The sequence below is a fragment of the Streptomyces sp. XY006 genome (assembly GCF_002237655.1).
Classification (GTDB): Bacteria; Actinomycetota; Actinomycetes; order Streptomycetales; family Streptomycetaceae; genus Streptomyces; species Streptomyces levis.
The window spans coordinates 36,100-62,799 of sequence record NZ_NOKT01000019.1; the positions used below are offsets into that span (position 1 = coordinate 36,100).

Consider the following 26,700-nt stretch of genomic DNA (forward strand, 5'->3'; position numbering starts at 1 on the left):
CGTTCCTACTGGACCGCCCCGTTCGGGTGAACTTCCCCGGTGTCACAGCCGCTTGACCCCCTTGATGCGCCCGGCCCGCGCCATCCGGGCCCGGGCCGCCTTCACCCGCAGCCCGTTGCGCTGGCTGCCGATCCGCAGGCCCGTGCCGCCGGAGAGCCAGCCGGAGGAGATGTCCGTGGCCTTGGCGGCGGCCGACGTGGACTCGGCGAGCGGATCGTTCTCGGCGCGCCGGGCCAGGGCCATCACCCCCGGCACCACGAACGGGGCGAGCAGCAGGTCGTACAGGGCGGCCGTGAACAGCAGGCCGCTCAGGCCCACATGGCGGGCGGCGGTGTCCCCGACGAGGGCCCCGACCCCGGCGTACAGCAGGGTCGAGCCGACCGCGGCGGCGACCACCACGACCATCGGGCCGGTGGCGGACTTCAGCTGGCCGCTCTCGGGCTTCACCAAGCCCGAGAGATAGCCGATGACGCACAGCACCAGGGCGTACCGCCCGGCGGCGTGGTCGGCGGGCGGGGCCAGGTCGGCGAGCAGGCCCGCGCCGAAGCCGACGAGGGCACCCCCGACGTGCCCGTACACCAGCGCGAGGCCCAGGACGGTGAGCAGCAACAGGTCGGGCACGGCGCCCGGCAGGTGGAGCCGGGCGAGGACGCTGACCTGGATCACCAGGGCGACGACGACCAGGGCGGAGGAGAGCAGGATCCGGTTGACGCGCATGAGGTGACAGCTCCTACTGCTCTTGCTGGTTCTGGCCGTCCACGGGGGCCTCGGCGGACGGCGTCACGGTCACCGTCACCGTCGGCCTCGGGGTCGGCTTGGGCTTGGGCGGGAGCACCGTGTCACGCGGATCCTTCTTCGGGGGCTCGACCACGACACCGACGATGTCGAGCTTGGTGAAGGCGGCGTACGGCGTGACGTACAGCGTGCGGGTCAGGCCGCCGCCGGAGGGGTCGACGCGGGAGACCACGCCGACCGGCACGCCGGGCACGAAGGGCCGGTCGGCCTGCGAGCCGAAGGTGACGAGGCGGTCGCCCTTCTTCACCTCGGCCTTGCCGTTGAGGAGTTCCACGCGCAGCGGGCGGTCGCCCTGCCCGGAGGCGAAGCCCAGCTCGTCACCGGACTCCATGCGGGTGCCGACCGTGAAGTCGGGGTCGCTGGCGAGCAGGACCGTGGAGGTGTTCGGCCCGACGGTGGTGACGCGGCCGACCAGCCCGTCCCCGTTCAGGACGGTCATGTCCCGCTTGATGCCGTCGTTGGCGCCGACGTCGATGGTGATGGTCCAGGAGAAGCCCTGCGCCGCGCCGATGGCGATGACCTCGGCGCCCTTGATGCCGTACTGGCCCTGCCCGGCGACCTTCAGCATCGTGTCGAGCTGCTTGAGGCGGCTGCGGGCGCGGTCGTCGCTGCCGAGGCGGGCCTTCAGGGCCGCGTTCTCCTTCTCCAGCGCGGCGAGCCGGTCGTGTCGTTCGCCGGAGTCGCGGATGGCGGAGACCGCGTTGCCGACCGGGTCGACCGCGGACGACACGCCGCTCTCGATCGGGCCGAAGACCGTCGCCGCGGCCTGCCGGGCACCGTCGACGGGCGAGTCCTCCCCACCGCGGATGTCCACCGTGATCAACGCGAACGCGATGGCGATCAGCAGCACCAGGAGCAGCCGGCTCTCTCGTGTGTCCCTCACGTGCGGCGGCCGTGCCCTTCCTCATAGGAATTCGGGAAGCCCCCAGGGAATACCGAGGGGCTGCTTTACGGGAGCTTATGCCTCTATATCAACGATCCGCCGTACGAGAGGAGATCGTCCCGTACGGCGGAATCGAAGAGTTATGTCATCTGCGCGGCTGGGCGTCCAGCACCTGCTGCAGCGCCTCGAACTCCTCGACGCACTTTCCGGATCCGAGCGCCACGCTGTCCAGCGGGTCCTCGGCGATGTGGATCGGCATGCCGGTCTCCCGGCGCAGCCGCTCGTCCAGGCCCCGCAGCAGCGCTCCGCCGCCGGTCAGAACGATTCCTCGGTCCATGATGTCGCCGGACAGCTCCGGCGGGCACTTGTCGAGGGTCGTCTTGACGGCGTCGACGATGGCGTTGACCGGTTCCTCGATCGCCTTGCGGACTTCGGCCGCGGAGATGACGACGGTCTTCGGCAGGCCGGAGACCAGGTCCCGGCCGCGGATTTCGGTGTGCTCGTCGGTGTCGAGGTCGTACGCCGAACCGATCGTGATCTTGATCTGTTCGGCCGTCCGCTCACCCAGCAGGAGCGAGTACTCCTTCTTGATGTGCTGGATGATCGCGTTGTCCAGTTCGTCACCGGCGACACGGATGGACTGGGCGGTGACGATGCCGCCGAGGGAGATGACCGCGACCTCCGTCGTGCCGCCGCCGATGTCGACCACCATGTTGCCCGTGGCCTCGTGGACCGGCAGGCCGGAGCCGATGGCCGCGGCCATGGGCTCCTCGATGATGTGCACCTGGCGGGCGCCGGCCTGGGACGACGCCTCGATGACGGCACGGCGCTCGACGCCCGTGATGCCCGAGGGCACACAGACGACGACCCGCGGACGAGCCAGATACCGCCGCTTGTGGATCTTCAGGATGAAGTAGCGGAGCATCCGCTCGGTGATCTCGAAGTCGGCGATCACGCCGTCCTTCAGCGGACGAACGGCAACGATGTTGCCGGGCGTGCGCCCGATCATCTTCTTCGCTTCGGCGCCGACCGCGAGGATGCCACCGGTGTTGGTGTTGATCGCGACAACGGACGGCTCGTTGAGTACGATCCCGCGACCCCTGACGTACACCAGCGTGTTGGCGGTCCCGAGGTCGACAGCCATGTCACGGCCGATGAACGACATTGAGTTCCCCATCAGGATTCGTCTGGCCTTCCCATGAGCTTTTGAGGGCTTTTCAGGTCGGCAAAGGTGGGTGCTGTGACGTGAAGGCTTCCATGGTAGACGCGCCTTCGCGAACACTGCGGGAGGGTCTCCGCCATTGTCAGCAGATGCTGTGCGGGTTCGCTTGTGGAGACGGGCGTTCGGGGGCGATCGTTCCCTCGTACGCCACGCATATGCCGCAAAGTCCGGGGGCCGACGCCCCCGAACCCGCCGTTTGTGCTGGTGGGGTGCCGAGCCTACGCCCGACCGGGGAAGAAGATCTTCACCTCGCGCTCGGCGGACTCCTCGGAGTCGGAGGCGTGGATCAGGTTCTCCCGGACGATGACGCCGTAGTCGCCGCGGATGGAGCCGGGCGCCGCGGCGATCGGGTCGGTCGGGCCGGCGAGCGCTCGCACGCCCTCGATGACCCGCTCACCCTCGACGATCAGCGCCACGACCGGACCGGAGGCCATGAACGCCACCAGCGGCTCGTAGAAGGGCTTGCCCTTGTGCTCGCCGTAGTGCTGCTCCAGCGTGTCCTGGTCCAGGGTGCGCAGCTCCAGCGCGGTGATCGTCCAGCCCGCCTTGCGCTCGATGCGGCTGATGATCTCGCCGGTCAGGCCACGACGGACGGCGTCGGGCTTGAGGAGGACGAGGGTGCGCTGGGTCACGACGGGGCTCCTTATGCGTCAAGGCTGTGCGGTGAAGCGGTGATGCGGTGGGACGAGATTACCCGGCGTGTCGGGGCGCCTTTTACGCAGCGTCAGGTGTGGAGGAAGCGGCCTGGGCGGCGAATCTCGCCTTGGCCTCGTCCACCTTCCGTCCGTAGTGCACGGACGCCCACCACAGGGCCGCGAAGATCGCGCCGAGGAAGAACATGGTCGGCACGATGAAGCCGGACGCGATCAGCGCGATCTGCAGCGCCCAGCCGAGCGCGACCCCGCCGGGCCGCGTCACCAGGCCGCACAGCAGCACGCACAGGAACATCGCGATGCCGCTGACCGTCCACACGGTGCTCATGGACAGGTCGGGGTCCTTCATGGCGACCAGCCCGGCGAAGCCGATGACGAAGAACTCGCCGATCAGCGTGGAAGAACAGAGCGTACGCATGGGTTCTCAGCCCTTCCCCAGGAGCAGTCGGGCCTCGCCGACGGTGATGACCGAACCGGTGACGAGCACACCGCCGCCCGCGAACTCGCCCTCCTCCTCGGCCAGCGTGATGGCGGCCTCCAGCGCGTCGGGCAGCCGCGGCTCGACCTGGACGCGCTCCTCGCCGAACACCTCGACGGCGATGCCGGCCAGCTCGTCGGCGTCCATCGCGCGGTGGCTGGAGTTCTGCGTGACGACGACCTCGGCGAACACCGGCTCGAAGGCCTCCAGCAGCTCCCGTACGTTCTTGTCGCCGCTCGCGCCGACCACGCCGATGAGGCGGCTGAACTGGAACGCCTCCCCGATCGCCTCGGCCGCGGCCCGGGCGCCCGCCGGGTTGTGGGCGGCGTCCAGGACGACCGTCGGGGAGCGCCGCACGACCTCCAGGCGGCCGGGCGAGGCCACGGCGGCGAACGCCTTGCGGACCGTGTCCAGGTCCAGCGGGTCGGGCCGCTGCGCGCCGACGCCGAAGAACGCCTCGACGGCGGCGAGCGCCACGGCCGCGTTGTGCGCCTGGTGCGCGCCGTGCAGCGGCAGGTACACCTCCCGGTACTCGCCGCCCAGCCCGCGCAGCGTCAGCAGCTGCCCGCCGACGGCCACCTGCCGGTCCACGACACCGAACTCCAGCCCTTCCCGGGCCACCGTCGCGTCCACCTCGACGGCCTTCTTCAGCAGCACCTGCGCGGCCTCGACCGGCTGCTGCGCCAGGATGACGGTGGCGCCCTGCTTGACGATGCCGGCCTTCTCCGTGGCGATCTCGGCGTGCGTGGTGCCGAGGCGGTCGGTGTGGTCGAGGTCGATGGGGGTGACGACGGCGACGTCACCGTCGATCACGTTCGTGGCGTCCCAGGAGCCGCCCATGCCGACCTCGACGACGGCGACGTCCGCGGGGGCGTCGGCGAACGCCGCGTACGCCATGGCCGTGAGCACCTCGAAGAAGGACAGGCGGTAGTCCTGCGAGGCGTCGACCATCTCCACGTACGGCTTGATGTCCCGGTACGTCTCGATGAACCGCTCGGCGGAGATGGGGGCGCCGTCCAGGCTGATGCGCTCGGTGATCGACTGCACGTGCGGCGAGGTGTAGCGGCCGGTGCGCAGCTCGAAGGCGCCCAGCAGGGCCTCGATCATGCGGGCCGTGGACGTCTTGCCGTTGGTGCCCGTGATGTGGATCGACGGGTACGACCGCTGCGGCTCGCCCAGGACGTCCATCAGGGCGGCGATCCGGCTGACCGACGGCTCCAGCTTCGTCTCGCCCCAGCGGGTGGCGAGCTCCGCCTCGACCTCGCGCAGGGCCTTGTCGACCTCGGGGTCGGCGGGCCGGGCCGGGATGTCGGCCTCCGGGGGGCCGCCCTGGGTGCGCAGGGTTCGGCTGCCGGCCTCGATGACCGCGAGATCGGGGTCGCGGGTGGTCTCCTCCGCGATGATCTCGTCGAAGGCGGTGCGGGGGTCGGGCTGGTCGTCGGCGTCGTGGTCTGGAGGGAGCTCGCTCACGGGGCCAGTCTACGGAGCGGCGGTGACATCGGTCGGGGGTGGTTTGTGTCGTCGTGTGTGTGCGGGTTCGTGGTGGCTTGTCGCGCAGTTCCCCGCGTCCCTGAAGTACGTACCCCTAAGCCACGTGAGAGGCCCCGGGACCGATGGCTCCCGGGGCCTCTCACGCCGTACGCACCCTTACGCCTGCGGCAGGCGCTCCAGCTGGGACTGGATGCGGGCGATGTCCTCCTCCGCCTTGGCGAGGCGGGTGCGGATCTTGTCGACGACGTGGTCGGGGGCCTTCGCCAGGAACGCCTCGTTGCCGAGCTTGGCGTTCGCCTGGGCCTTCTCCTTCTCGGCCGCGGCGAGGTCCTTCGCCAGGCGCTTGCGCTCTGCGGCGACGTCGATCGTGCCGGACAGGTCGAGGGCGACCTCGGCACCGGCGACCGGGAGGGTCGCCGTCGCCGTGAAGGACTCGCCCTCCGGCTGCAGGCGCAGCAGCTGGCGGATGGCGGCCTCGTGGGGCGCAAACGGCGTGCCGTCCAGGGTGAGGCGGGCCGGGACGCGCTGGCCCGGCTGCAGGCCCTGGTCGGCGCGGAAGCGGCGGACCTCGGTGATGACCGACTGGAGGGACTCGATCTCACGCTCGGCGTCGGCGTCCCGGAAACCGCTGTCGCTCGGCCAGTCGGCGATGACGACCGACTCGCCGCCGGTGAGCGTGGTCCACAGGGTCTCGGTGACGAAGGGGACCACCGGGTGCAGCAGCCTCAGCGTGACGTCGAGGACCTCGCCGAGGACGCGCTTGGAGACCTCGGCCGCCTCGCCGCCCGCCTGGAACGTCGTCTTGGAGAGCTCGACGTACCAGTCGAAGACCTCGTCCCACGCGAAGTGGAACAGCGAGTCCGACAGTTTCGCGAACTGGAAGTCGTCGTAGTACGCGTCGACTTCGGCCACGACCGAGTTCAGGCGGGACAGGATCCAGCGGTCCGTCGACGACAGCTTCTCCGCCTCCGGCAGCGGGCCGTCCACCGTCGCGCCGTTCATCAGCGCGAAGCGCGTGGCGTTCCAGATCTTGTTGGCGAAGTTGCGCGAGCCCTGGACCCAGTCCTCGCCGATCGGGACGTCGACGCCCGGGTTGGCGCCGCGGGCGAGGGTGAAGCGCAGGGCGTCGGAGCCGTACTTGTCCATCCAGTCCAGCGGGTTGACCGCGTTGCCGAAGGACTTCGACATCTTCTTGCCGAACTGGTCGCGGACCATGCCGTGCAGGGCGATGGTGTGGAACGGCGGGGTGCCGTCCATGGCGTACAGGCCGAACATCATCATCCGGGCGACCCAGAAGAAGAGGATGTCGTAGCCGGTGACCAGGACGGAGTTCGGGTAGAACTTCGCGAGCGACTCGGTCTGCTCGGGCCAGCCGAGCGTGGAGAACGGCCACAGGCCCGAGGAGAACCAGGTGTCGAGGACGTCGGTGTCCTGACGCCAGCCCTCGCCGCTCGGCGGCTCCTCGTCGGGGCCGACGCAGACGACCTCGCCGTCGGGGCCGTACCAGACCGGGATGCGATGGCCCCACCACAGCTGGCGCGAGATGCACCAGTCGTGGAGGTTGTCGACCCAGTCGAAGTAGCGCTTCTCCATCTCCTGCGGGTGGATCTTGACGCGGCCGTCGCGGACGGCGTCACCGGCCGCCTTGGCCAGCGGGCCGACCTTGACCCACCACTGCATGGACAGGCGCGGCTCGATGGTGGTCTTGCAGCGCGAGCAGTGGCCGACGGAGTGGACGTAGGGCCGCTTCTCGGCGACGATCCGGCCCTCGGCGCGCAGCGCGGCGACGATCGCGGAGCGGGCCTCCAGCCGGTCCAGGCCCTGGAAGGGGCCGTGGGCGGTGATGACCGCGTGCTCGTCCATGATCGTGATGGCCGGCAGGCCGTGGCGCTGGCCGATCTCGAAGTCGTTCGGGTCGTGCGCCGGGGTGACCTTGACGGCACCCGTGCCGAACTCGGGGTCGACGTGCTCGTCGGCGACGACCGGGATGGAGCGGTCGGTCAGCGGCAGCTTGATGAGCTTGCCGACCAGGTGCTTGTAGCGGTCGTCCTCGGGGTGGACGGCGACGGCCGTGTCACCGAGCATCGTCTCGGCGCGGGTGGTGGCGACGACGATGGTGTCGTCCCCGTCGCCGTACTTCATGGAGACGAGCTCGCCGTCGTCGTCCTGGTACTCGACCTCGATGTCCGAGATCGCGGTCAGACAGCGCGGGCACCAGTTGATGATGCGCTCGGCGCGGTAGATGAGCTCGTCGTCGTAGAGGCGCTTGAAGATGGTCTGGACGGCCTGGGACAGGCCCTCGTCCATCGTGAAGCGCTCGCGCGACCAGGCGACGCCGTCGCCCAACCGCCGCATCTGGCCGCTGATCTGGCCGCCGGACTCGCCCTTCCACTGCCAGACCCGCTCGACGAAGGCCTCCCGGCCCAGGTCGTGGCGGGACTTGCCCTCCTTGCCGAGTTCGCGCTCGACGACGTTCTGCGTGGCGATGCCGGCGTGGTCCATGCCCGGCTGCCACAGCGTCTCGTAGCCCTGCATCCGCTTACGGCGGGTCAGGGCGTCGATGAGCGTGTGCTCGAAGGCGTGCCCGAGGTGCAGGCTGCCCGTGACGTTCGGCGGCGGGATGACGATGGTGTACGGCGGCTTGTCGCTCTTGGCGTCCGCCTCGAAGTAACCCCGCTCCACCCAGCGCTCGTACAGCGGCCCCTCTACGTCGGCCGGCGCGTACTGGGTCGGCAGGTCGGTGCTGGGCGCTGGTGGCTGCTGCTGAGCGTTCTCGGTCACGGGGGTCAGTTTAGAGGTGTCACGACCCCGTCCCGAAACGCGTTTGTCTTGTAACGGTGCGGGCCCCGCTGCCATGCACACGGCGGGTCTGCGCCAGGATGTCGGAAACACGTAAGCATCTGGAGGGGAACCCAGAACATGAGCTACAACCAGCCGGGCCCGTACGGCGGGCAGCCCCAGCAGCCCGGACCGTACGGCCAGCCGGGTCCGTACGGCCAGCAGCCGCAGGCGCCCCAGCCCGGCTACGGCTACCCCCAGCAGGCCCCTCCGCCCCAGCCCGGCTACGGCTACCCGCAGCAGCCCCCGCAGGGCGTCCCGCCCCAGCAGGCCCCTTACGGCCAGCAGCCCCCGTACGGCCAGCAGCCGCCCTACGGCCAGGCCCCCTACGGCGTGCCCCAGCCCCCGGCCCCGGGCGGCGGCAAGAAGAAGACGGGCATCGTCATCGGCGCGGTCGCCGTGGTCGCGGCGATCGGCGTGGGCGCGTACTTCGTACTCGGCGGTGGCGGCGGCGCGGGCGCCGTGGAGGACGACGGCCCCCACAAGCTGGCGACCCCGGCGAAGGTGCTGAGCGAGTACAACCGCGTCACGAAGGACGGGGCGTCCGCCGGCGATGACTCCACCAAGGAACTGGAGAAAAGCGGCGTCAAGAACGGCACGTCGGTGCTGGGCTCCTACTCGACGGTGGACCCGACCAAGTACGACCCCTCGGACCCGTCCTCGGCCGCAACGCTGGCGACGGCCAAGAGCGTGCAGTTCTTCGGTGTCTACGGAGAGGTCGCCGACCCTGAGGCGTCCCTGGACACCTTCTTCGCCAACTTCAAGAAGTCGGCCGAGGAGGACTCCTCCAGCAGCAGCGGCGCCAAGACCGAGCTGATCGGCGAGCCCGAGGAAGCCGACCTGGACGGCGCGGTCATGAAGTGCCAGGCACTGAAGGGGCAGAACGTGATGACCAAGAAGGAGCAGACCAACTGGTTCTGCGCCTGGGCCGATTACAGCACCATTGCCGTCGTCTCCTCGGGTGATGCCACGAAGGAGACCACTAAGGACGCCGCCATTGACGTCACAACCAAGCTGCGCCCGGAGATCCGCGTCAAGGCCTGACGAGGCTCGTTCAGGTACGAGCGCTACGACTTGTACGGGGAGCCCGACCAGCCGGTTGAGCTCCCCGTCAGCGGCCTTACGGACGCTTGCGAGTCGATGACTCAGGCTCGCTTACAGGCATCAATGGCGTGCTGGTCCTTGACCCCCGCCACGCGCAGACCATGAGTGCAGTCGAAGTCCGGCACGACGCCCAGGGGCGTGTGCAGCGCCGGGTTTGCACATGCGGACTTGACCTTGGGCCCGACGAGGTACCCCTTGTTTGCGAGGTACTTCGTGCAGGCGCCCTGGTCGGCGCTGGCCGGGGTAGCGCTGATCAGCGGAAGGACTCCCGCCGCAGCAACGACGCTTGCCACCGACAGGAGCCTCTTCGTCCTCTGCAGTTTCATACCGACTTCCCCCTCGTATCGAACGAACATTCGGTGCGGTCGGGCCCAGTTGATCACGCACCTGTCGCCGCTCTCAAGAGTTGCCGTGAGCATGGCGCGATTCTTGCGTCTGCGTGCAAAGAAGAGACGTCCGGCACACCCCGTGTACCGGACGCCTCTCAGACAACTGGTCGACAGCTAGGCCGTCTTCTGCTCGCCCGGACCCCGGCCGCGGGCGTCGCGGGGGATCAGGGTCGGGTTGACGTTGGACTGGACGACGTCCGCCGTGATGACGACCCGGGCCACGTCCTTGCGGGACGGGACCTCGTACATCACGCCCTGGAGGACTTCCTCCATGATGGCGCGCAGGCCGCGCGCGCCGGTCTGGCGGAGGATGGCCTGGTCGGCGATGGCCTCCAGCGCCTCGCGCTCGAAGTCCAGCTCCACGCCGTCGAGTTCGAAGAGGCGCTGGTACTGCTTGACGAGCGCGTTGCGCGGCTCGACGAGGATCTGCAGCAGGGCCTCGCGGTCGAGGTTGTGGACCGAGGTGATGACGGGGAGCCGGCCGATGAACTCGGGGATCATGCCGAACTTGACCAGGTCCTCCGGCATGACCTCCTGGAACTGGTCCTTCGACTCCATCTCGCGCTTGGAGCGGATCTGCGCGCCGAAACCGATGCCCTTGGCGCCGGCCCGGGCCTCGATGATCTTCTCCAGGCCGGCGAAGGCACCGCCCACGATGAACAGCACGTTCGTCGTGTCGATCTGGATGAACTCCTGGTGCGGGTGTTTGCGGCCGCCCTGCGGCGGGACCGACGCCGTGGTGCCCTCCAGGATCTTCAGCAGGGCCTGCTGAACGCCCTCGCCCGAGACGTCGCGCGTGATGGAGGGGTTTTCACTCTTCCTCGCGACCTTGTCGATCTCGTCGATGTAGATGATCCCGGTCTCGGCCTTCTTGACGTCGTAGTCGGCGGCCTGGATCAGCTTCAGGAGGATGTTCTCGACGTCCTCGCCGACGTAGCCGGCCTCCGTCAGGGCCGTGGCGTCGGCGATGGCGAAGGGGACGTTCAGCATGCGCGCCAGGGTCTGCGCGAGGAGGGTCTTGCCGGAGCCCGTGGGGCCGAGCAGGAGGATGTTGGACTTCGCCAACTCGATGGCGTCGTCGCGGCCGTTCGCCCCGCCGTTCTCACCGGCCTGGACGCGCTTGTAGTGGTTGTACACCGCCACGGACAGGGCCTTCTTGGCGGCCTCCTGGCCCACCACGTAGCCCTCGAGGAACTCGTAGATCTCGCGCGGCTTCGGGAGTTCCTCCCAGCGGACCTCGCTGGTCTCCGCCAGCTCTTCCTCGATGATCTCGTTGCAGAGATCGATGCACTCGTCGCAGATGTAGACACCGGGCCCTGCGATGAGCTTCTTGACCTGCTTCTGGCTCTTGCCGCAGAACGAGCACTTGAGCAGATCGCCGCCGTCACCGATGCGTGCCACGGTGTGCTTCCCCTTCGCCTGGGAGACTCCTGGACGTCGACGTCCAGCGGACTCCTGGTGCTGCCTTATGTCCGACGGTACCTTGCCGGGCCCCCCGTTCGGGCCCCCCTTGGCGCGGTTCGCTTTGACGTGAACCGGGCCAAACCGTGCCAAGGGGCGGCAGACGTTACAGCCTCGCGCCTCAGCGCAGGCTCGAGTTGTCCATCTTCCGGGTGGTGATGATCTGGTCGATCAGCCCGTAGTTCAGCGCGTCCTCGGCCGTGAGGATCTTGTCGCGCTCGATGTCCTCGCGGATCTTGTCGATCGCCTGGGTGGAGTGCTTGGCCAGCATCTCCTCCAGCTGCGTGCGCATCCGGAGGATCTCGTTCGCGGCGATCTCCAGGTCGGACACCTGGCCGCGGCCCGTCTCGCTGTAGGGCTGGTGGATCAGCACGCGCGCGTTCGGCAGGGCCATGCGCTTGCCCGGCGTGCCGGCGGCCAGCAGGACGGCCGCGGCGGAGGCCGCCTGGCCCATGCAGACCGTCTGGATGTCCGGCTTGACGTACTGCATCGTGTCGTAGATCGCCGTGAGCGCCGTGAAGGAGCCGCCGGGGCTGTTGATGTAGACCGAGATGTCCCGGTCGGGGTCCATCGACTCCAGGCACAGCAGCTGCGCCATGACGTCGTTGGCGGAGGCGTCGTCGATCTGGACGCCGAGGAAGATCACGCGCTCCTCGAAGAGCTTCGCGTACGGGTCGTACTCGCGAATGCCCTGGGAGGTGCGCTCGACGAAGCGCGGGATGACGTAGCGGGACTCGGCCTGCGGGCCGGTGTAGCGGCCCTGCGAGCCGCTCATGTCCTGCACGGCCTGCATACGGTCGTAGATCCCGCTGCCGGGGAATGCGTTCACGGTGTCTCCTGAAAGGGGCTGAGGCGGTCGGCTGGGGCTGCTGGGGCGCCCCGGGCCCTCCGGGGCCCGGGCGGGGTCCTACGGGGCTCGTGGAGCCGCGTGGGACCTGTCAGGCCCCGGTGCCGCCGCCGCCCGGCATGCCGGCGGCCGTGGCGATCACGTCGTCGATGAGGCCGTACTCCTTGGCCTCGAAGGCGTCGAACCAGCGGTCGCGGTCCGAGTCGCGGGTGATCTGCTCGACCGTCTGGCCCGTGTGCTGGGCGGTGAGCTCGGCCATGCGCTTCTTGGTGTGCAGCAGCCGCTCCGCGTGGATCTTGATGTCCGAGGCGGAGCCGGCGAGGCCGGCGGAGGGCTGGTGGATCAGGATCTCGGCGTTCGGCAGCGCGAAGCGCTTGCCGGGGGTGCCCGCGCTGAGCAGGAACTGGCCCATGGACGCCGCGAGACCCATGGCGATCGTCACCACGTCGTTCTTGATGTACTGCATGGTGTCGTAGATCGCCATGCCGGCCGTGATCGAACCGCCGGGGCTGTTGATGTAGAGGTAGATGTCCTTGTCGGGGTCCGAGGCAAGGAGCAGCAGCTGTGCGGTGATCTTGTTCGCGATGTCGTCGTCGACCGGCTGGCCGAGGAAGATGATCCGCTCGTTGAGCAGCCGGTTGTAGACCTGGTCGCCGAGGCCACCACCGATGGAAGGCTCGCCGGCGGCTGAAGGCATCAGATTCGTCACGTATCCACCTGCTCGTCTTACGACGGCGCCGGGCCGTCTCACGTGTTCCCTGCGGGGCGGGAGCCGTATCGGAGACTCCACTGCCCTGGTATTCATGGACCCTAACGCGCGGGTCCCTTCGGGGAATCCCGGAGATGGGAGTGTTCGCCGGGGGCGTAGCGCGGTGGGCTCCGCCGGTGGGGCCGGGGCGTCTCGCCGGGGTGGTCCTGCCGTCGCCGGGCCGCGGGTGCGTCGTGGTTGCCCGCGCAGTTCCCCGCGCCCCTTGGGGACGCTGCCCACCGGCAAGATCAAGAAGGCCCTGGGGTGTGCCCCAGGGCCTTCTCAGTGACTCACGGCGACCGGGGTCAGCCCTCGGTCTTCTCCTCGGCGGACTCGGCCGGGGTCTCCTCGGCGGAGGCCTCGGTGGACTCGGTCTCGTCCTCTTCGTCGTCGAGGTCGACGATCTCGCCGTTGGTGTCCTTGACCGTGGCCTTCTCGACCACGACGGCCAGGGCCTTGCCGCGGGCGACCTCGCCGACCAGCAGCGGAACCTGGCCGCCCTCGACGACCGCCTGGGCGAACTGGTCGGGGGACATGCCGGAGGAGGCCGCGCGGCGCATGAGGTGCTCGGTGAGCTCCTCCTGGTTGACGTTCAGCTTCTCCTGCTTGACCAGCTCGTCGAGGACGAACTGGGTCTTGATGCCCTTGACCGCGGCCTCACGGGTCTCGGTGTCGAACTCCTCCTCGGTCTTGCCCTGGATCTCCAGGTACTTCGCGAGGTCGAGGCCCATCTGGCCGAGCTGGTGGTGCTCCAGGTTGTGCTTGCGGGTGTTGATCTCGTCCTCGAGCAGCTTCTCGGGGACGGGCACCTCGACGAGCTCCAGCAGCTTCTCCAGGACGCGCTCCTGGGCCTGCGTGGCCTGGTCGTACTGCTTCATGTTCTCCAGGCGCTTGCGGCTGTCGGCGCGCAGCTCCTCGAGGGTGTCGAACTCGGAGGCGAGCTGCGCGAACTCGTCGTCCAGCTCGGGCAGTTCGCGCTTGGCGACCTGGGTGACCTTGACGGTGACCTCGGCCTCCTTGCCGGCGGCGGAGCCGCCCTTGAGCTCGGAGGTGAAGGTGGCCTCGCCACCGGCCTCCAGGCCCTTCACGGCGTCGTCGATGCCGTCCAGCAGCTCACCGGAGCCGATGGTGTAGGAGACGCCGTTCGCGACGCCGTCCTCCAGGACCTCGCCGTCGACCTTGGCCTCCAGGTCGATCGTCACGACGTCGCCGTCCTCGGCGGCACGCTCGACCGGGGCGGTGGAGGCGAAGCGCTCGCGCAGCTCCTCTACGGCCTTGTCGACGTCCTCGTCGGTGACCTCGACCGCGTCGACCTCGACCTCGATGCCGGAGTAGTCCGGGATCTCGATGGCCGGGCGGATGTCGACCTCGGCGGTGAAGTTCAGCGTCTCGCCGTCCTTCAGCTCGGTGATGTCGACCTCGGGCTGGCCCAGCGGGCTGAGCTCGGCCTCGTTGACCGCGTCGGTGTAGAACTTGGGAAGCGCGTCGTTGACGGCCTCCTCCAGCACCGCACCGCGGCCGAACCGCTGGTCGATGACCCGGGCCGGGACCTTGCCCTTGCGGAAGCCCTTCACCGTGACCTGCTGGTTGATCTTCTTGTACGCCGCGTCGAGGCTGTCCTTGAGCTCCTCGAAGGGCACCTCGACAGTGAGCCGAACCCGAGTCGGGTTCAGGGTCTCCACGGCGCTCTTCACGGTTCGGTCTCCTTGTGGCTGACTTCTTGGTTTCTGCCGGGGCCAGAACGGCCCGGCGGATTTCGCCGCCCGGAGGACTTCAGACGATGAGACACACGGGCGTGCAGCTTGCATAGTAACGGCAGCGACTACACCGCCCAAAAGGCGATCACGCGAGTGATCAGGAGACGATCACCCGAGGTGGTCGGGTGGCTGGTCGGGGTGGCGGGATTTGAACCCACGGCCTTCCGCTCCCAAAGCGGACGCGCTACCAAGCTGCGCCACACCCCGTCTGGTGCGACACGTAGGGTACATGCCGCCGGGCGCTGCGACCGCCGCATTTCCACAGGGCAGGCGCCGCGTCGGCCGGGGCCGGAAATGCGGTGTGCGTGGGGCGGGCCCGACCCGCTACGATGCCTTCAGTGCCGCGGTCGCTCCGACCTGCGGCGCGTGCTGTGCGGGCGTAGCTCAATGGTAGAGCCCTAGTCTTCCAAACTAGCTACGCGGGTTCGATTCCCGTCGCCCGCTCCATATGGCTCAGGGCCAGGTCAGAGGATAATTCCTCGGCCTGGCCCTGAGTGTTTCCGGGGACTGCGTTCAGTCCGGCGTGTCCCCCGCGTGCCCCTGCGGCTCTGGATCTTGTTTCCGCCGGGGCTTGCGGCCCTTGTCGACCAGGTCGCTCAGCGCGTCGGCGATCAACCGGTCACGGGCGGCACTGGCGTGCTGGTAGATCAGCGCGGCCCGGGCGGTGCTGTGGCCCATGCGCGCCATCAGCTCGCGCGTGCTCGCACCAGTGGAGGCCGCCAGAGTGTTGCCCGTGTGCCGAAGATCGTGAAAGTGCAGGTCCTTGATCCCGGCATCACTGCACGCCTTGCGCCACAGCCGGTTGAAGTGGTTCCGGCGGGGAGTCGCCCCCTTGGCACCGAGGAAGACCCGGCCATCGGCGCCGGCCTCCGCGTAGCGCTCCAGGTGCTCGCGGATGTCCGGGATGATCGCGGCCGGGATCGAGACGGTGCGCTTGCCCGCAGCGCTCTTGGGGGCCTTGATCTCGCGCTGTCCGTTGAACAGCTCGGCGACGGCCCGGCGGACCCTCACGGTGCCGTGGTCCAGGTCAATGTCCCGGCGGTGCAAACCGATCAGCTCGCCCCAGCGCAGGCCGAGGAACCCGGCCATCAGCACCAGCGCCCGGTAGCGGGGCTGCATGGCGTCGGCCAGGTCGTAGACCTCCTGCACGGTGGCGGTCGGCCGCTCCGGGGTGTGCACGGTGCTTGCACCCTTGATCGTGCACGGGTTGCGCCTGATCATCTGGTCGGCAACGGCCGTACCCATGATCGCGCGCAGCAAGGCGTAAGCCTTGGCGACCGTGGTCGGGCCCGTGCCAGAGGCGAGTTTGTCAGCGCGCCAGCGTCGCACGAGCGGGGGCGAGATCTCCGCGACGTTGACGGACCCGAAAGCGGGTTCGAGGTGGTGCCGCAGGAGCGAGCCGTAGAGCTGCCGGGTCGTGCTGGTCAGCTCGCGTTCCTTGACCCAGGCAGCCGCGTACTCGCCGAACGCCACCTTGCCGGCGTCGGGGTCGTGCCAGTCGCCGCGCCGAAGCTCGGTCTGCTTGTCGGCAAGCCAGTCGTCCGCATCCTTCTTGGTGCGGAACGTGTGGGGCGCAGGCCGAAGCTGCCCGTCAGGGCCGAGGTAGCGGGCCTGATAGCGACCGGACGGGAGCTTGCGGACCCGGCCGAAGTGCCGGCGCTTCCCTGCCATCAGGCAGCCACCCCCCGAAGGACCGCACCACGCCGACGCGGCTGCACCGTGTTGGCCTCGATGAACTCGCGAACCGCGCTCTCGGGGATCCGGACGTGACGGCCCACCTTCACGTAAGTGATGCGCCGCTCCTCGATGAGGCGCCGGGGGAAACGCACGGTTGTGCCGAGCAGTTCCGCGACCTGGTCGACGTTGAGGTACCGCTCATTCATGGTCGTGCTCTCCTTCCTGGCGCAGATCGGTAAGCGCCTCACGTGCGGTTTCGCGGTTAAGTTGGATGTCGCGACGAATGTTGGCGGCTAGCCAGGATTCGCCCGGAGTGTGGCCGTGGCCGGCGTAGGTCCAGTGGGCGAGGGTGAGCGTGGTTGCCTCCGGGTTGTCGTCGAGGTGGGGCAGGCCGAGGGCTTCGCGCTGCTGGGCGGCGCGGTAGTCGGCGCGGACCTGGCGCAGGGCGCCGAGAGTGGTCGAGTAGCGGCGGGACTTGGTGGAAAAGTGGCCCCGGAAGCCGAGCATGTGAGCCCACCGCGCAAGGTGGCGGTCGGGGTAGAGCGGCTGGAGGCGGACACATGCGGCCATCAAGCGCCGGGCATGCGGGGGGATCTCCAGGCGGGCGAGGTCTTCGCCCAGTCCGGTGCCCTGGCAGTCGACGCAGCGGGCGAGGGCTGAGCCAGCGCGGTCGTAGCGCGGGGAGCGGCCGGATCCCCGGCAGGTGCGGCAGTGCACCGGGGCATCCGTGGCGCCGGTCGTCTCGGCGGCTTTGGTGGCGTACTTGGCCACGTACGAGGCAACCGCCAGTTCGGTGATCTCGGAGCCGTCGCCGAACGCTTTGATGGGGCGTACGTCGAGCTGTGTGCCCCAGCGCAGGGTGCGGGCAGGCTGGTCACCGCCCGGGGGAACGTCGACCGCGACGCGAGCGGCAGCCGCGCGGATGGAGTCGGTGAGCAGGTCCAGGCTGGCCCAGGCCGGCGGGGGCGAGTCCGGTCCGTCCGGTCCGTCGAAGCGGATCACCGCGTGGAAGTGCACGGCCCCGCGCTTTTGGTACTCAGCGACCTTGCCGAAGGAGACCCGGGACTGTTCGTGCGCGTCCTTCTGGGTGAGCCCGGCCCGCTTGGCGATCTCGCGGCGCAGGTAGATCGTGAAGTAGCGCCACAGCTCGGAGGCATGGTTGTTCCACAGCACCGCCCCGGCGTAGTCGTACGACTCGGGATCGAGCGGCGTACCGAGTTCGGGCGCATCCTCGGCATGCCGCCGACCGCAGCGGCAGGGCCGGGTGCCGGGACGGTTGTGGACGGGGCCGAACGACGGGGCGGTGAGGGTGGCGAAGACGCGGGGGTGCTCGCGGATGGTGCGCGGGGTGCCCTTGTCGGGGTCGCCGACCAGTCCGGCGCGGATGAGGTGGAAGGTGTCGCCGGCGTAGGTCCAGGCGCAGGAGGGGCAGCGCGAGGCGCGGCGGTTGCCGCAAGCTACGCGGAGCATGCCGCCGGGTTCCTGTGCGGTGGTGTAGGCGTGGAGCACGGTGCCGGTGGCCGGGTCGATGGTCTTGGTCTGGCCCACGAGGCGGATCGGGTCGGAACAGCCGCCGGTGCGCTTGATCTGTTCTTGCCAGCGGTCGAAGTCGGCCGAGCCGGCCACCCTCAGCACATCAGCGAGGGTGGCCGGGTCGAGCCCCGCCATGGTGGCGGCGTCGGTCACGTCGTCACCTCCTGCCGTGGGCAGGGCCGTGGTTGGCGGTGTAGCCGTCGACCAGCGCCTTGACCTGGGCGTCACCGGTCGCCCTGGCGGAGGCACCGCAGTGGCAGACCGCCGACGCGGTAGCGGGGGCGGACGGGGACGGCTTGCTGACGCGGAGGCCGGGACGATCCGGGGTCGGGGTCAGGTCAGCCACGGCCGGTCACCTCCCGGTCCGGGCCAGGACGGAGGCGGCGAGAACGTGGCCGGTGCCCTGGCAGGCGTGGCAGACGACGCGGAGCAGGACGCGGGAGCCGTCGCGGTGGCGGTCGCCGGTGGTGATCGAGACGACGGGGAAGCCGTCGCAGTGGTGGCAGACCGGACGGTTCGGGACGCGGGCAGGCATGATGAGTGGAGCCCTTTCGGATCGATGGGTCTGGAAGTGGTGAGAGCCGTCCGGGGCGGCGGATCTTTGGCGAGAGAGCCGCCCCGGAGGGCGTTACTTGCCGAGCGCGGGCGGTGCCTTCTTGCGCTTGGACGTGCGGCTGATCGTGTAGCTGACACCGCAGGTGGCCGACAGGACCGAGACGATCGACGCGGCGATGATCTGCGTGACGTAGGCGATCACCAGCAGCACCGCGATCGAGCCGGTGACGACCAGGAGGGTCAGCACGATCGGGCCGGTGTAGGAGCGGGGGGCTTGCTGCACGATCACGACTTGGCGCATGTCGGTGCCCGGCGGGATCTGCCGGTACAGATCGGCGGGAATGTGACCGGCGCGAAGCTGTTCGTCGGGCAGGCGCATGGGATCTCTCCTTGCCCTGTCAGGCGATGCAGCGGTGGGTGCGGGCGGCGAGTTCGGCGGCGGAGCGGTCGCCGTGCTCGGTGGAGAACCCGCACTTCGGGGCGGTGCAGGCGGCGGTGTGCTTGGTCTGGCCACGGCCGTTGTTGAACGTGCCGACCTTCACCGGGCCGATGCGGATCACGTCGTAGAAGCGGTTCGGACGCACGGTGGAACCTCCTTGTCTGTCAAGCGAGTTGGGCGACGATCGCGCCGGCGAGGTCTTCGGAGAGGCCGAGCCGGGCGCGCAGGGTGGCGGTGTCGATGTCGGTGCCCGTGCGGATGCGGTGATCTGTCGCGACCTTGCGGGCGTGGTCGATCAGCGCCGGGGGCACCGCCGGGGCGGGTGCTTCCGGCAGAGCCGGGGCCGGTTCCGGCGTGGTGATCTCCGGGGCCGGGGCGGGTGCCTCGGGGCGGTCGACCACGGCCACGGGCCGGGGCGCGGGCTCCGGGGCGGGCGGGGGGTCGGTGGGCTGGTGGGCGAGCAGGGTGCCGCCGAGGAAAGCCAGCGCGGGCCAGCCGGCGACGAGGATGCGCAGCCAGGCCGGGACGTGTTCGAGGTCGAGGAGTCCGGCGGTGGCGATGTTGGCGCCGAGCGAGGCGACCAGGGCGACCAGGAACCAGAACCAGGCCAGCCGGGACCGTTCGGTGCGCAGTCGGCGCCACACGGCGACCAAGAGCAGGTCGACCGAGACGGGGTAGGCCCAGGCTTTCCAGCCGGTCTGGCCGGCGGCTTCGGCAAGGTCGTGCAAGTGGGCGAAGGACAACGCGCCGGCGATCACGGCCTGTACGAGTACGGCGTCGAGCCGGAACGAGCGGGGCATGGTCTTCACCTCCCTCCGGGGGATCGGGCCGGGGGCGGGGCGGGGATCAGATGTCCGGCCGCCCGGCCCCGGCGGTTCAGTCGTCGTCGGCGGGGATTTCGCCGGCGCCCAGGCAGTTCAGGCACAAGCCGGTCTGCTGACCGACCGTCCGGCGCTTCCGACCCACTCGGACCGTGCGAGAGACCTCGCCGGTGCCCTTGCAGGGCGGGCACTGCTTGGTCTGGGGCTTGGTGGTCTTGCGTGCCATGGGCGATCTCCTGTCGGGTTTTCGGCATGGCTCGGGTAGGGGCCTGGCGCGAGGCGGTCACGCCGACCGTGGAGCTGGGGTGTTACTCGCCGACGAGTACGGAGCCACGAGCGGCGGCGTCGTGGGCATCGGCGGCACGATCTGACCGACCGGACGGAACGGAGCCAGGAACGGCAACTCCGGGGTCAGGTGAGCGAATTCGCGGCAGACGGCCGCCGCCTGAGCCGGGGTGATCTCGGGGGTGCGGATGCGGGACCAGTAGCCAGAGGCGTCGCCGGCCACCGCAACACCGGGACGGTCGGCGCGGACTCCCAGCACGGAGACCACGGCGTCCGGGGCGATGTCGCCCAACCCCATCTCTGCCGTCTGCTTGTCGTTGACACGGTGCACGACACGGCCGGTGAGCTGGGCACGCAGGGCGGTTGCGCCCTTGCCCAGGTCGGAGCCGAAGCGCTGTCCGCACGCCTCCAGGTAGATGCCGACCGCACGGGCCATCTGCCCAAGGCGGACCAGTTGCATGACCGTGTGATCGCGATCGGCTTCTTCCTTCTTGGAAGTCACCAGGAAGAGTTCCGCGACTTCGTCGATCAGCACGACCAGGGGCACGGGCCGCACCTCATCCGGCAGCTCCCACAGATCCGAGACGCCGTACAGGGCGAGCAGGTCGAAGCGGTCTTCCATCTCCGTCACCAGCGCGTCAGCCAGGCGGCCGGCGCTCTCGCGGTCGGTGGCCAGCGCCGACAGTCGGGGTGCGTAGCGGGACTGCTCGACACCGCGCTTGCAGTCGATCCCCACCAAGGCCACCGGTAGCTTGGCCAGTCCCTTGATCAGGTTGCGCTGATACATGGACTTGCCGGACTGGTTGGCGCCCAGGGTCAGGGCGTGCGGGATCTTGCGATAGTCACGCTCGAAGACCGTGCCGTCCTCCCGCAGCGCGACAGGGACGATCAGGTCCCGGGGCTGTGCCTTGCGGGGCATCTTCACGCGGTTGAGGACGTCGTAACCGGTCATCCGCAGCTCGACAAAGCCGGGCTTGGTCTCCGCCACGGTCACCGAGTGCACTCCCCAGGCGTGGCGGAGGCGCTCGGACGACGCCGCGATATCGGTGGGCTCCAGGCCGGCGGGAAGACGGAGCGTGACCCGCAGGCCGGTCGAGGTCGGGCGGACCCGGCGGACCTTCGGCGGCACCGGTCGTACCTCACGGCGGGTGACGTTGCGCGTCATGAACGCCCGGAAGCCGGACGGCTGCACCGTCAGCCCGCACGCGTCCATGGTCGAGCCGTAGGACCAGGTGAACCGGCCCCAGGTGACCGGCAGGCCGACCAGCGACCAGTACACGCGCGGGGCACGGTGCTTGGCGTAGCCGACTCCGCCGGCACCGGTCGCGAGACCGCCCAGCTCGAACCAGGTGGTGAGGTCGGTCATGGTTAGACCGCCGAGGTGATCGCGACCGCGCGGAACGAGATCCCGTGCCGCTTCTGGCCGTTGAACTCGTTCTCCCAGTCACGGGCCTTCAGACCGATGACCTTGACCGGCATGCCCGGCTGGAGGCCCTCCGGGTAGCCCGTCTCCGGGATGGTCACCTGGTACAGGTTCCCCTCCCCCTCGTCCGAGACGAGAAGGCCCACCGTCGACAGGGCCGCACCGGTCTCCCGGTCCATGGCCCGCTCACCGGTCTTCGCGTTGGCCAGCTTCGGCGTCGGCGCGGTCGCCACGAACACCACAGCGGTCGAAGTGTCGATCTTGAACGACGGCATGAGTCATCCCTTGCGCTCGGGAGGCCACCGTGTGCGACCTCTCTAGACATCTCCATGGAAGCGAACATCTCTAGAGACGTCAAGGGGGATGTCTAGAGAGGTTCCGGGGGTCCCATTGGGGCTACACGCAACAGGGCAGGCGTCCTGTACATGGCCTAGGCTGTCTAGAGAAGACAGGAAGGAGGCTCCGGAATGACCAACACCGACGACGACCGTCGGCCGAAGTACCAGCGGATCGCGGATTCTCTGCGCGAGGCGATCCAGTCGGGCGAGTACGGTCCCGGTGATCGGCTTCCGGGGGAGAACGAGCTGATGGCCGCGCATGGCGTGGCACGCATGACTGCCCGGCAGGCCTTGAGTGTGCTCAAGGACGAAGGCGTCGCCGAGGCCCGCAAGGGTGCCGGCGTGTTCGTGCGATCCTTCCGCCCTCTGCGGCGCCGAGGCATCCAGCGGCTTGCCCAGGAGCAATGGGGCAGCGGTCGATCCATCTGGTCCGCCGACATCGAGGACCGCACGCTTGTGGTCGATCGGGTGACGGTGTCCGAGGAAGCCGCCCCGGAAGGCGTCGGTCAGGTCCTGGACCTGGCCGAAGGGGAGACTGTGTGCGTGCGGCGGCGGCGGTTCGTCCTGGATGGGAAGCCCGTTCTGCTCGCGACGAGTTATCTCCCCACGTCGGTGGTGGCTGGGTCAGCTATCACGCAGGAGGACACCGGGCCAGGCGGGACCTATGCACGTCTTGCCGAACTCGGCTGCAAGCCAGTGCATTTCCGCGAAGAGATCCGCTCGCGCATGCCCACGAAGGCAGAGGCGGATCAGTTGAGCATCTCCGCAGGCACGCCCGTGATCCTCATCTGCCGCACCGCATTCGCGGACGAAGGCCGCCCCGTCGAGATCAACGAGATGACGCTTGACGCCGCCTCGTACATCCTGGAGTACGACTTCGACGCGTGACGCTGCGCGGCTGTTACAGGTTTCTCTACCTCATCAAGCCCCGGCTGCGCTCCGCTCCGCCGGGCGCGCTTCCCGGCTCCGCTCCGGGCGCCGCTCCTGCCTCCGGCCCGCTCCGCCCGGGCTGCGCCGACGCGCGCCCACATGTGAACAGGCCGGGTCAGGAGTCGAGAACCGCGGAGCGCGGGCAACGCTCAAAGCATGCCTCCGGCGGGGGCGCTCAGGCTCCGAGATGGCGGGGGCGCCGTCCGCGAGTGCCGGCCGGAGTAGTGGCGTGCGCGGGGAGCTCCCATCCCGTCTGCCGTCGACCCAGGCAGAGCCGAGCAGACGCGGCCCCTGGCGTCCAGGTCGTTCGTACAGTGGCGCGCTCCACCTGGACGCCAGGGACCACGCCCGCTCCACGGTGTGTGGGTCGACGGCAGACGGGATGGGAGCTGGGTGAGTGGTGGTTGAGGAACGCGGATGCGTAGCGGTCCGCAAGAAATAGGTGATCGCCTAGTGAGTGGGCGGCTCAGGCCGGTTCAGCACCATGCGCATCAGGCGGAAGGCTCGCTCACTGATCGTCTCCGACCCGAACATCGCCGCGAACAGGACCAATACTGCCAGCACCAGTTCAGAACCTGCTATCACCAGTGCGAAGGTGGGGCTGATGTAGGTGACGATCCCTTGTGATAGCGCAACCCGGGTCCCGACCGCCAGGTGAGGGATACGGATACCGGAGCGTGATGCGACGCTGTCCTGCGTGATCTGAGACTCGATGTTGCGGGACTTCTTCTTCGCCACGGGAGGCCCTTCGGGGGACAGAAAACCGTCCCGCGTGCTGCAGGCGGGCTGTCCCGGGCACGTTCCTCACTCCCGGCCGTCCTCCGGATGCTGTCAGGTGCCTCCGGCCACCGGAGACTCTACTAGAAGAGGACTTGGAATGCCGCATGAACGCCGAAGGGACCTCGCAAGGGGCGCAGGCGCCAACGACCCCTGGACGGGCCTGAGAGAAGTCACGCGTGCCCTCTGTGTGCCCGATTCCGCAGTGCTGAGCGGGGAACAGCGGAGAACGTCGGCGAGTATCTCAGGAACGCCCTGGTCACCGTCTCGCCAGCTCAGCCCCGATCCGTATACGCGATCTTCCAAACTAGCTACGCGGGTTCGATTCCCGTCGCCCGCTCCATGATCCTCGGCCCGGTTCCTCGGAACCGGGCCGAGGTGTTTTCCGACAGGCCCGAGGTGTCTTCTCAGCGGGTCACGAGGGCGTGGGTGTCGACCGTGTAGACGGAGCGGATGCCGTAGGGGACGTAGAGGGCGTCGCCGACCAGGACGGGGCGGGCGCCTCCGGTGACGAACATGCTGTCGACGCGGCCGCCGTCGTCGCGGCCGGGGCGGGTGCCCTCCGGCTTGCCGGTGCGCGCGTTCAGGGCGGCGAGACGGCCGCTGGGGGACGCCAGGTACACGTGGGTGGCGGAGGCGGCCGGGGGGCCCGGCTGCTCCACGGAGGAGTTCGCCTCCCACAGGGTCCGGCCGGTGTCCGGCGACACCGCGCGGACGCCGCCGCTCGCCCGCGTGAAGTAGAGCGTGCCGCGCACCAGGTGCGCACCGGCGTCCGCGGGCCGGGGCTGGGCGAGCCGGCGCACGGTGAGCACGTGCGAGGAGACGTCGATCAGGGTCAGCGGGCGGTCGGTGTCGACGGTGTCCGCGAGGACCAGGCGTCCGTCGTGCCGGCCGAGCAGATACGCGGTGCCCTCGACCTCGACGGTCCAGCGGGACTTTCCGGTGGCGGGGTCGATGCGGGTGACCGTGGTGCGGCCGGTCATCCCCTCGTCCGTGGGGGTCGCGCAGACGAGGTAGGCCTGGCCGGCCACCGAGTGCAGCAGGCAGTCCATGAGGTCCGGCTTGGGCTGCTTCCAGCGGACCTCGCCGGTGTCGGCGTCGAGCAGGGCGTACTGGTCGCCCTGGTCCCCGTAGAAGGTGACGACGCCCTCGGGGACCGCCACCGCGGCGCCCTGCGTGCTGTCGGGGACGGACGCGCTCTCGCCGGTGCCGGTCGGGGTCCGCCAGAGCACCTTGCCGGTGTCGGGGGCCAGGGCGTGCACGGTGTAGGTGCTCCGGGGGCCGTTTTGGGCCTCGCCGTCGTCGGCCTCGTAGGCGTAGACGCGGCCGTCGCCGGTCCCGATGAGCGCGCCCTCGTCGCCGGAGCCGCCCTCCGGCGTGGGGTCGACGGGCCGGGACCAGGTGGTGCGGCCGTCGGCGAGGGCGAAGCGGGTCGCCATGAGGTCGGCCCCGGCGCACACCAGGGATGTGTCGAGCGCTGCGCAGCCCGTGAGGGCGCTGTCGGGGCCGCCCAGGACGTTCTCGCTGCCCGCCGGGGCCGGTGCGGTGTTGGCCCAGGGCTTCCAGCCCTCGGGCAGGTCGCTGTCCGAGGGGGCGGTGGAGGCGGGGTTCCCGTCGCGCGTCATGGTCAGCGCGCTGGCGATGACCGCGGTCAGGACGGCGATGATTGCCGCCGGGACAAGCAGCAGGCGGCGCGGGACGCGGCGGCGGGGGCGCCCGGCCTCTGTCTTCGGCTTCCCGGCGTCCGCCTTCTGCTTCCCGGTCTCCACCTTCGGCTTCCCGGCGTCCGCCTTCTGCTTCCCGGTCTCCGCCTTCTGCTTCCCGGTCTCTGGCTTCTGCTTTCCGGCCGGGTCGCCCGGCGGATCGTTCCGCTTCGCCGGTGTCGCGCCGGGCCGGTGACGGGGGTCCTGCCGTTCGGCGTCCGGCTCGGCTCGCGGACCGAGCGGTGCCGTGTCCCGGTCGGTGGCGGGCGCGTCCGGCCGGGGGGCCGGTGCGGGGCCGGGCGGACGGGTGCCCGGGGCGCGGTGGGGCGGGGCGGTGGCGGGAGACGTGCCCTCGCGCAGGAGGGTGAACAGGTCGTCCGCCGTGGGGCGGGACTTCCGGTGCTTCTCCAGGCAGAGGCGGATGACGGGGAGCAGCTCGGCCGGGACGCCGGAGAGGTCCGGCTCGCCCTCGACGACGCGCAGGGCCGTCTCGTAGGGGCTCGGGCTGTCGAAGGGGCCGCGGCGGGTGGCCGCGTAGGTGAGGACCGAGCCGAGGGAGAAGATGTCGGCGGCCGGGCCGACGTCCTGCGGTGAGGCGAACTGCTCCGGGGACATGAAGGGCGGCGTGCCCATGACACGGCCGGTCTGGGTGAGGGCGTCGGAGGCGGCGAACTCGGCGGCGCGGGAGATGCCGAAGTCGATGACCCGGGGGCCGTCGTCGGCGAGCATCACGTTGGCCGGCTTCAGGTCGCGGTGGACGACTCCGGCGCGGTGGATGTCGCGCAGCGCCTCGGCGAGTCCGGCAGCGAGTTCGCGCAGCCGGGGCAGTGGGAGCGGGCCGTGCCGGCGGACATGGGTGCCGAGGTCCGCGCCCGGTATGTAGAGGGTGGCCATCCAGGGGCGGGGCGCGCCGGCGTCCGCGTCCACGACGGGGGCGGTGAAGGCGCCGCTGACCCGGCGGGCGGCGGCCACCTCACGGCGGAAGCGGGTGCGGAACTCGTCGTCGTCGGCGTACTGGCCGTGCACCACCTTGATGGCCAGGCGCCGGCCGGAGGCCGAGCGGGCGAGGTAGACCACGCCCATGCCGCCGGAGCCGAGGCGGTCCTCGATGCGGTAGCCGCCCACCTCGGGCGGGTCGGAGTCGCGCAGCGCCATCCCCGTACGTTCCCCCCGTCACGTACCGTCCAGTGGTCGGGGCGAGCGTATCCGGCCGCGCCGCGGGCTTGCGGCGCGGGGCTCGGGTGGCGGGGGTCCGTCCCGTGCGTCAGAAGCTGATGGAGTTGATCGTCTCCGCTATCGAGTTGAGGAAACGGTTGATCGACGGGGCCATGCCGGTCGAGGCGAGGAAGAAGCCGAAGAGGATCGCCACGATCGCGGGACCTGCCTTGATGGATCCCCCTCTCAGCAACACCACAAGGATGATCGCCAACAGCAGCACCACAGACAGTGAAATGGCCACAACTGATCACACCCTCGGTCGGTCCGCTCTCCCGGCCCGGGGACGCGACCCCGCGCACCCCGCCAGAACCATCGTGCCACCAACCCGGCCGGGC

28 protein-coding genes and 2 tRNA genes are annotated in these 26,700 nt (G+C 69.7%); 3 read left to right on the forward strand and 27 right to left on the reverse strand.

Annotated elements, in window-relative coordinates; genetic code table 11:
- Positions 1–42: 42 nt before the first annotated feature.
- From mreD to CHR28_RS22375, 7 genes are all read right to left on the reverse strand, one after another.
- Positions 43–717 (reverse strand): rod shape-determining protein MreD, encoded by a 675-nt coding sequence (gene mreD, locus CHR28_RS22345; RefSeq protein WP_094055463.1) that lies wholly within the window; start codon positions 715–717, stop codon positions 43–45.
- Between the two features lie 13 nt (positions 718–730).
- Positions 731–1,678, reverse strand: coding sequence for a rod shape-determining protein MreC (gene mreC / locus CHR28_RS22350; protein WP_094055464.1), 948 nt, complete (start codon positions 1,676–1,678; stop codon positions 731–733).
- A gap of 145 nt (positions 1,679–1,823) precedes the next feature.
- The gene (locus tag CHR28_RS22355; protein ID WP_006133575.1) at positions 1,824–2,843 is read right to left on the reverse strand and encodes a rod shape-determining protein; all 1,020 of its coding nucleotides are present in this window, start codon (positions 2,841–2,843) and stop codon (positions 1,824–1,826) included.
- Positions 2,844–3,118: 275 nt separating this feature from the next.
- A complete protein-coding gene (ndk, locus tag CHR28_RS22360) occupies positions 3,119–3,532 on the reverse strand; it encodes a nucleoside-diphosphate kinase (RefSeq protein ID WP_094055465.1) in 414 nt (137 codons plus the stop codon).
- An 82-nt stretch (positions 3,533–3,614) separates the two neighbouring features.
- Positions 3,615–3,971, reverse strand: coding sequence for a DUF4233 domain-containing protein (locus CHR28_RS22365; protein WP_094055466.1), 357 nt, complete (start codon positions 3,969–3,971; stop codon positions 3,615–3,617).
- 6 nt (positions 3,972–3,977) lie between these two features.
- Positions 3,978–5,501, reverse strand: coding sequence for a bifunctional tetrahydrofolate synthase/dihydrofolate synthase (gene folC, locus CHR28_RS22370; protein WP_094055467.1), 1,524 nt, complete (start codon positions 5,499–5,501; stop codon positions 3,978–3,980).
- Positions 5,502–5,678: 177 nt separating this feature from the next.
- Positions 5,679–8,303, reverse strand: coding sequence for a valine--tRNA ligase (locus CHR28_RS22375; protein WP_094055468.1), 2,625 nt, complete (start codon positions 8,301–8,303; stop codon positions 5,679–5,681).
- Between the two features lie 138 nt (positions 8,304–8,441).
- On the opposite strand from CHR28_RS22375, the gene CHR28_RS22380 reads away from it, so the two are divergent.
- The gene (locus CHR28_RS22380) at positions 8,442–9,404 is read left to right on the forward strand and encodes a hypothetical protein (RefSeq protein WP_094055469.1); all 963 of its coding nucleotides are present in this window, start codon (positions 8,442–8,444) and stop codon (positions 9,402–9,404) included.
- Between the two features lie 101 nt (positions 9,405–9,505).
- Here the strand turns inward: CHR28_RS22380 and CHR28_RS22385 are convergent, their stop codons facing one another.
- The 6 genes from CHR28_RS22385 to CHR28_RS22410 all read right to left on the reverse strand — a co-directional run bounded on the left by CHR28_RS22385 (position 9,506) and on the right by CHR28_RS22410 (position 14,873).
- Positions 9,506–9,790: a hypothetical protein gene (locus CHR28_RS22385; protein WP_143655871.1), complete on the reverse strand. Its 285-nt coding sequence runs from the start codon at positions 9,788–9,790 to the stop codon at positions 9,506–9,508.
- Between the two features lie 177 nt (positions 9,791–9,967).
- On the reverse strand, positions 9,968–11,254 hold the full coding sequence (clpX, locus tag CHR28_RS22390) for an ATP-dependent Clp protease ATP-binding subunit ClpX (protein WP_031114127.1): 1,287 nt from the start codon (positions 11,252–11,254) through the stop codon (positions 9,968–9,970).
- A 181-nt stretch (positions 11,255–11,435) separates the two neighbouring features.
- A complete protein-coding gene (locus CHR28_RS22395; RefSeq protein WP_094055471.1) occupies positions 11,436–12,143 on the reverse strand; it encodes an ATP-dependent Clp protease proteolytic subunit in 708 nt (235 codons plus the stop codon).
- Between the two features lie 109 nt (positions 12,144–12,252).
- Entirely contained in the window at positions 12,253–12,858 is a 606-nt protein-coding gene (locus tag CHR28_RS22400) for an ATP-dependent Clp protease proteolytic subunit (protein WP_031114129.1), read from the reverse strand.
- A 356-nt stretch (positions 12,859–13,214) separates the two neighbouring features.
- Positions 13,215–14,603: a trigger factor gene (gene tig / locus CHR28_RS22405; RefSeq protein ID WP_094055472.1), complete on the reverse strand. Its 1,389-nt coding sequence runs from the start codon at positions 14,601–14,603 to the stop codon at positions 13,215–13,217.
- 193 nt (positions 14,604–14,796) lie between these two features.
- Positions 14,797–14,873 (reverse strand) — tRNA-Pro (locus CHR28_RS22410).
- 166 nt (positions 14,874–15,039) lie between these two features.
- On the opposite strand from CHR28_RS22410, the gene CHR28_RS22415 reads away from it, so the two are divergent.
- Positions 15,040–15,113: transfer RNA gene (locus CHR28_RS22415), tRNA-Gly, on the forward strand.
- Between the two features lie 66 nt (positions 15,114–15,179).
- On the opposite strand, the gene CHR28_RS22420 is transcribed toward CHR28_RS22415, so the two are convergent.
- The 11 genes from CHR28_RS22420 to CHR28_RS22465 all read right to left on the reverse strand — a co-directional run bounded on the left by CHR28_RS22420 (position 15,180) and on the right by CHR28_RS22465 (position 21,674).
- Positions 15,180–16,337, reverse strand: a complete 1,158-nt coding sequence (locus CHR28_RS22420; RefSeq protein WP_094055473.1) for a tyrosine-type recombinase/integrase — start codon at positions 16,335–16,337, stop codon at positions 15,180–15,182.
- Entirely contained in the window at positions 16,337–16,549 is a 213-nt protein-coding gene (locus CHR28_RS22425; RefSeq protein WP_094055474.1) for a helix-turn-helix domain-containing protein, read from the reverse strand. Before CHR28_RS22425 ends, CHR28_RS22420 begins: the two co-directional genes overlap by 1 nt.
- Positions 16,542–18,029 carry a replication initiator gene (locus CHR28_RS22430; protein ID WP_094055475.1) on the reverse strand — a complete coding sequence of 496 codons (1,488 nt, stop codon included), beginning with the start codon at positions 18,027–18,029 and terminating at the stop codon, positions 16,542–16,544. The genes CHR28_RS22425 and CHR28_RS22430 overlap by 8 nt, the downstream gene beginning before the upstream one ends.
- A 4-nt stretch (positions 18,030–18,033) precedes the next feature.
- Positions 18,034–18,222 carry a hypothetical protein gene (locus CHR28_RS22435; RefSeq protein WP_094055476.1) on the reverse strand — a complete coding sequence of 63 codons (189 nt, stop codon included), beginning with the start codon at positions 18,220–18,222 and terminating at the stop codon, positions 18,034–18,036.
- Between the two features lie 6 nt (positions 18,223–18,228).
- Positions 18,229–18,411: a hypothetical protein gene (locus CHR28_RS22440; RefSeq protein WP_094055477.1), complete on the reverse strand. Its 183-nt coding sequence runs from the start codon at positions 18,409–18,411 to the stop codon at positions 18,229–18,231.
- Between the two features lie 93 nt (positions 18,412–18,504).
- Positions 18,505–18,810, reverse strand: coding sequence for a hypothetical protein (locus CHR28_RS22445; protein ID WP_094055478.1), 306 nt, complete (start codon positions 18,808–18,810; stop codon positions 18,505–18,507).
- A gap of 19 nt (positions 18,811–18,829) precedes the next feature.
- Positions 18,830–19,015, reverse strand: coding sequence for a mobile element transfer protein (locus tag CHR28_RS22450; protein ID WP_094055479.1), 186 nt, complete (start codon positions 19,013–19,015; stop codon positions 18,830–18,832).
- A gap of 19 nt (positions 19,016–19,034) precedes the next feature.
- A complete protein-coding gene (locus tag CHR28_RS22455) occupies positions 19,035–19,670 on the reverse strand; it encodes a DUF2637 domain-containing protein (protein ID WP_094055561.1) in 636 nt (211 codons plus the stop codon).
- Positions 19,671–19,746: 76 nt separating this feature from the next.
- Positions 19,747–19,917, reverse strand: a complete 171-nt coding sequence (locus tag CHR28_RS37835; protein ID WP_179272526.1) for a hypothetical protein — start codon at positions 19,915–19,917, stop codon at positions 19,747–19,749.
- A gap of 57 nt (positions 19,918–19,974) precedes the next feature.
- Positions 19,975–21,342, reverse strand: a complete 1,368-nt coding sequence (locus CHR28_RS22460; RefSeq protein ID WP_094055480.1) for an FtsK/SpoIIIE domain-containing protein — start codon at positions 21,340–21,342, stop codon at positions 19,975–19,977.
- A gap of 2 nt (positions 21,343–21,344) precedes the next feature.
- Positions 21,345–21,674: an SCO3933 family regulatory protein gene (locus CHR28_RS22465; RefSeq protein ID WP_094055481.1), complete on the reverse strand. Its 330-nt coding sequence runs from the start codon at positions 21,672–21,674 to the stop codon at positions 21,345–21,347.
- Positions 21,675–21,866: 192 nt separating this feature from the next.
- Between CHR28_RS22465 and CHR28_RS22470 the strand changes: the two genes are divergently transcribed.
- On the forward strand, positions 21,867–22,625 hold the full coding sequence (locus tag CHR28_RS22470; RefSeq protein ID WP_094055482.1) for a GntR family transcriptional regulator: 759 nt from the start codon (positions 21,867–21,869) through the stop codon (positions 22,623–22,625).
- A 492-nt stretch (positions 22,626–23,117) separates the two neighbouring features.
- On the opposite strand, the gene CHR28_RS22475 is transcribed toward CHR28_RS22470, so the two are convergent.
- From CHR28_RS22475 to CHR28_RS22485, 3 genes are all read right to left on the reverse strand, one after another.
- Positions 23,118–23,405, reverse strand: a complete 288-nt coding sequence (locus CHR28_RS22475; RefSeq protein ID WP_094055483.1) for a hypothetical protein — start codon at positions 23,403–23,405, stop codon at positions 23,118–23,120.
- A gap of 446 nt (positions 23,406–23,851) precedes the next feature.
- Positions 23,852–26,302 (reverse strand): protein kinase domain-containing protein, encoded by a 2,451-nt coding sequence (locus CHR28_RS22480; protein ID WP_094055484.1) that lies wholly within the window; start codon positions 26,300–26,302, stop codon positions 23,852–23,854.
- A gap of 109 nt (positions 26,303–26,411) precedes the next feature.
- Positions 26,412–26,606 (reverse strand): hypothetical protein, encoded by a 195-nt coding sequence (locus CHR28_RS22485; protein WP_010041885.1) that lies wholly within the window; start codon positions 26,604–26,606, stop codon positions 26,412–26,414.
- Positions 26,607–26,700 lie beyond the last annotated feature (94 nt).

Excerpts from the sequence above, each read along its gene's own strand:
- mreD (WP_094055463.1), bottom strand. The coding sequence starts at position 717 with ATGCGCGTCAACCGGATCCTGCTCTCCTCCGCCCTGGTCGTCGTCGCC.
- CHR28_RS22355 (WP_006133575.1), bottom strand. The coding sequence starts at position 2,843 with ATGTCGTTCATCGGCCGTGACATGGCTGTCGACCTCGGGACCGCCAAC.
- CHR28_RS22365 (WP_094055466.1), bottom strand. The coding sequence starts at position 3,971 with ATGCGTACGCTCTGTTCTTCCACGCTGATCGGCGAGTTCTTCGTCATC.
- CHR28_RS22380 (WP_094055469.1), top strand. The coding sequence starts at position 8,442 with ATGAGCTACAACCAGCCGGGCCCGTACGGCGGGCAGCCCCAGCAGCCC.
- CHR28_RS22385 (WP_143655871.1), bottom strand. The coding sequence starts at position 9,790 with ATGAAACTGCAGAGGACGAAGAGGCTCCTGTCGGTGGCAAGCGTCGTT.
- CHR28_RS22400 (WP_031114129.1), bottom strand. The coding sequence starts at position 12,858 with ATGCCTTCAGCCGCCGGCGAGCCTTCCATCGGTGGTGGCCTCGGCGAC.
- CHR28_RS22420 (WP_094055473.1), bottom strand. The coding sequence starts at position 16,337 with ATGGCAGGGAAGCGCCGGCACTTCGGCCGGGTCCGCAAGCTCCCGTCC.
- CHR28_RS22425 (WP_094055474.1), bottom strand. The coding sequence starts at position 16,549 with ATGAATGAGCGGTACCTCAACGTCGACCAGGTCGCGGAACTGCTCGGC.
- CHR28_RS22440 (WP_094055477.1), bottom strand. The coding sequence starts at position 18,411 with ATGCCTGCCCGCGTCCCGAACCGTCCGGTCTGCCACCACTGCGACGGC.
- CHR28_RS22445 (WP_094055478.1), bottom strand. The coding sequence starts at position 18,810 with ATGCGCCTGCCCGACGAACAGCTTCGCGCCGGTCACATTCCCGCCGAT.
- CHR28_RS22455 (WP_094055561.1), bottom strand. The coding sequence starts at position 19,670 with ATGCCCCGCTCGTTCCGGCTCGACGCCGTACTCGTACAGGCCGTGATC.
- CHR28_RS37835 (WP_179272526.1), bottom strand. The coding sequence starts at position 19,917 with ATGGCACGCAAGACCACCAAGCCCCAGACCAAGCAGTGCCCGCCCTGC.
- CHR28_RS22460 (WP_094055480.1), bottom strand. The coding sequence starts at position 21,342 with ATGACCGACCTCACCACCTGGTTCGAGCTGGGCGGTCTCGCGACCGGT.
- CHR28_RS22465 (WP_094055481.1), bottom strand. The coding sequence starts at position 21,674 with ATGCCGTCGTTCAAGATCGACACTTCGACCGCTGTGGTGTTCGTGGCG.
- CHR28_RS22470 (WP_094055482.1), top strand. The coding sequence starts at position 21,867 with ATGACCAACACCGACGACGACCGTCGGCCGAAGTACCAGCGGATCGCG.
- CHR28_RS22480 (WP_094055484.1), bottom strand. The coding sequence starts at position 26,302 with ATGGCGCTGCGCGACTCCGACCCGCCCGAGGTGGGCGGCTACCGCATC.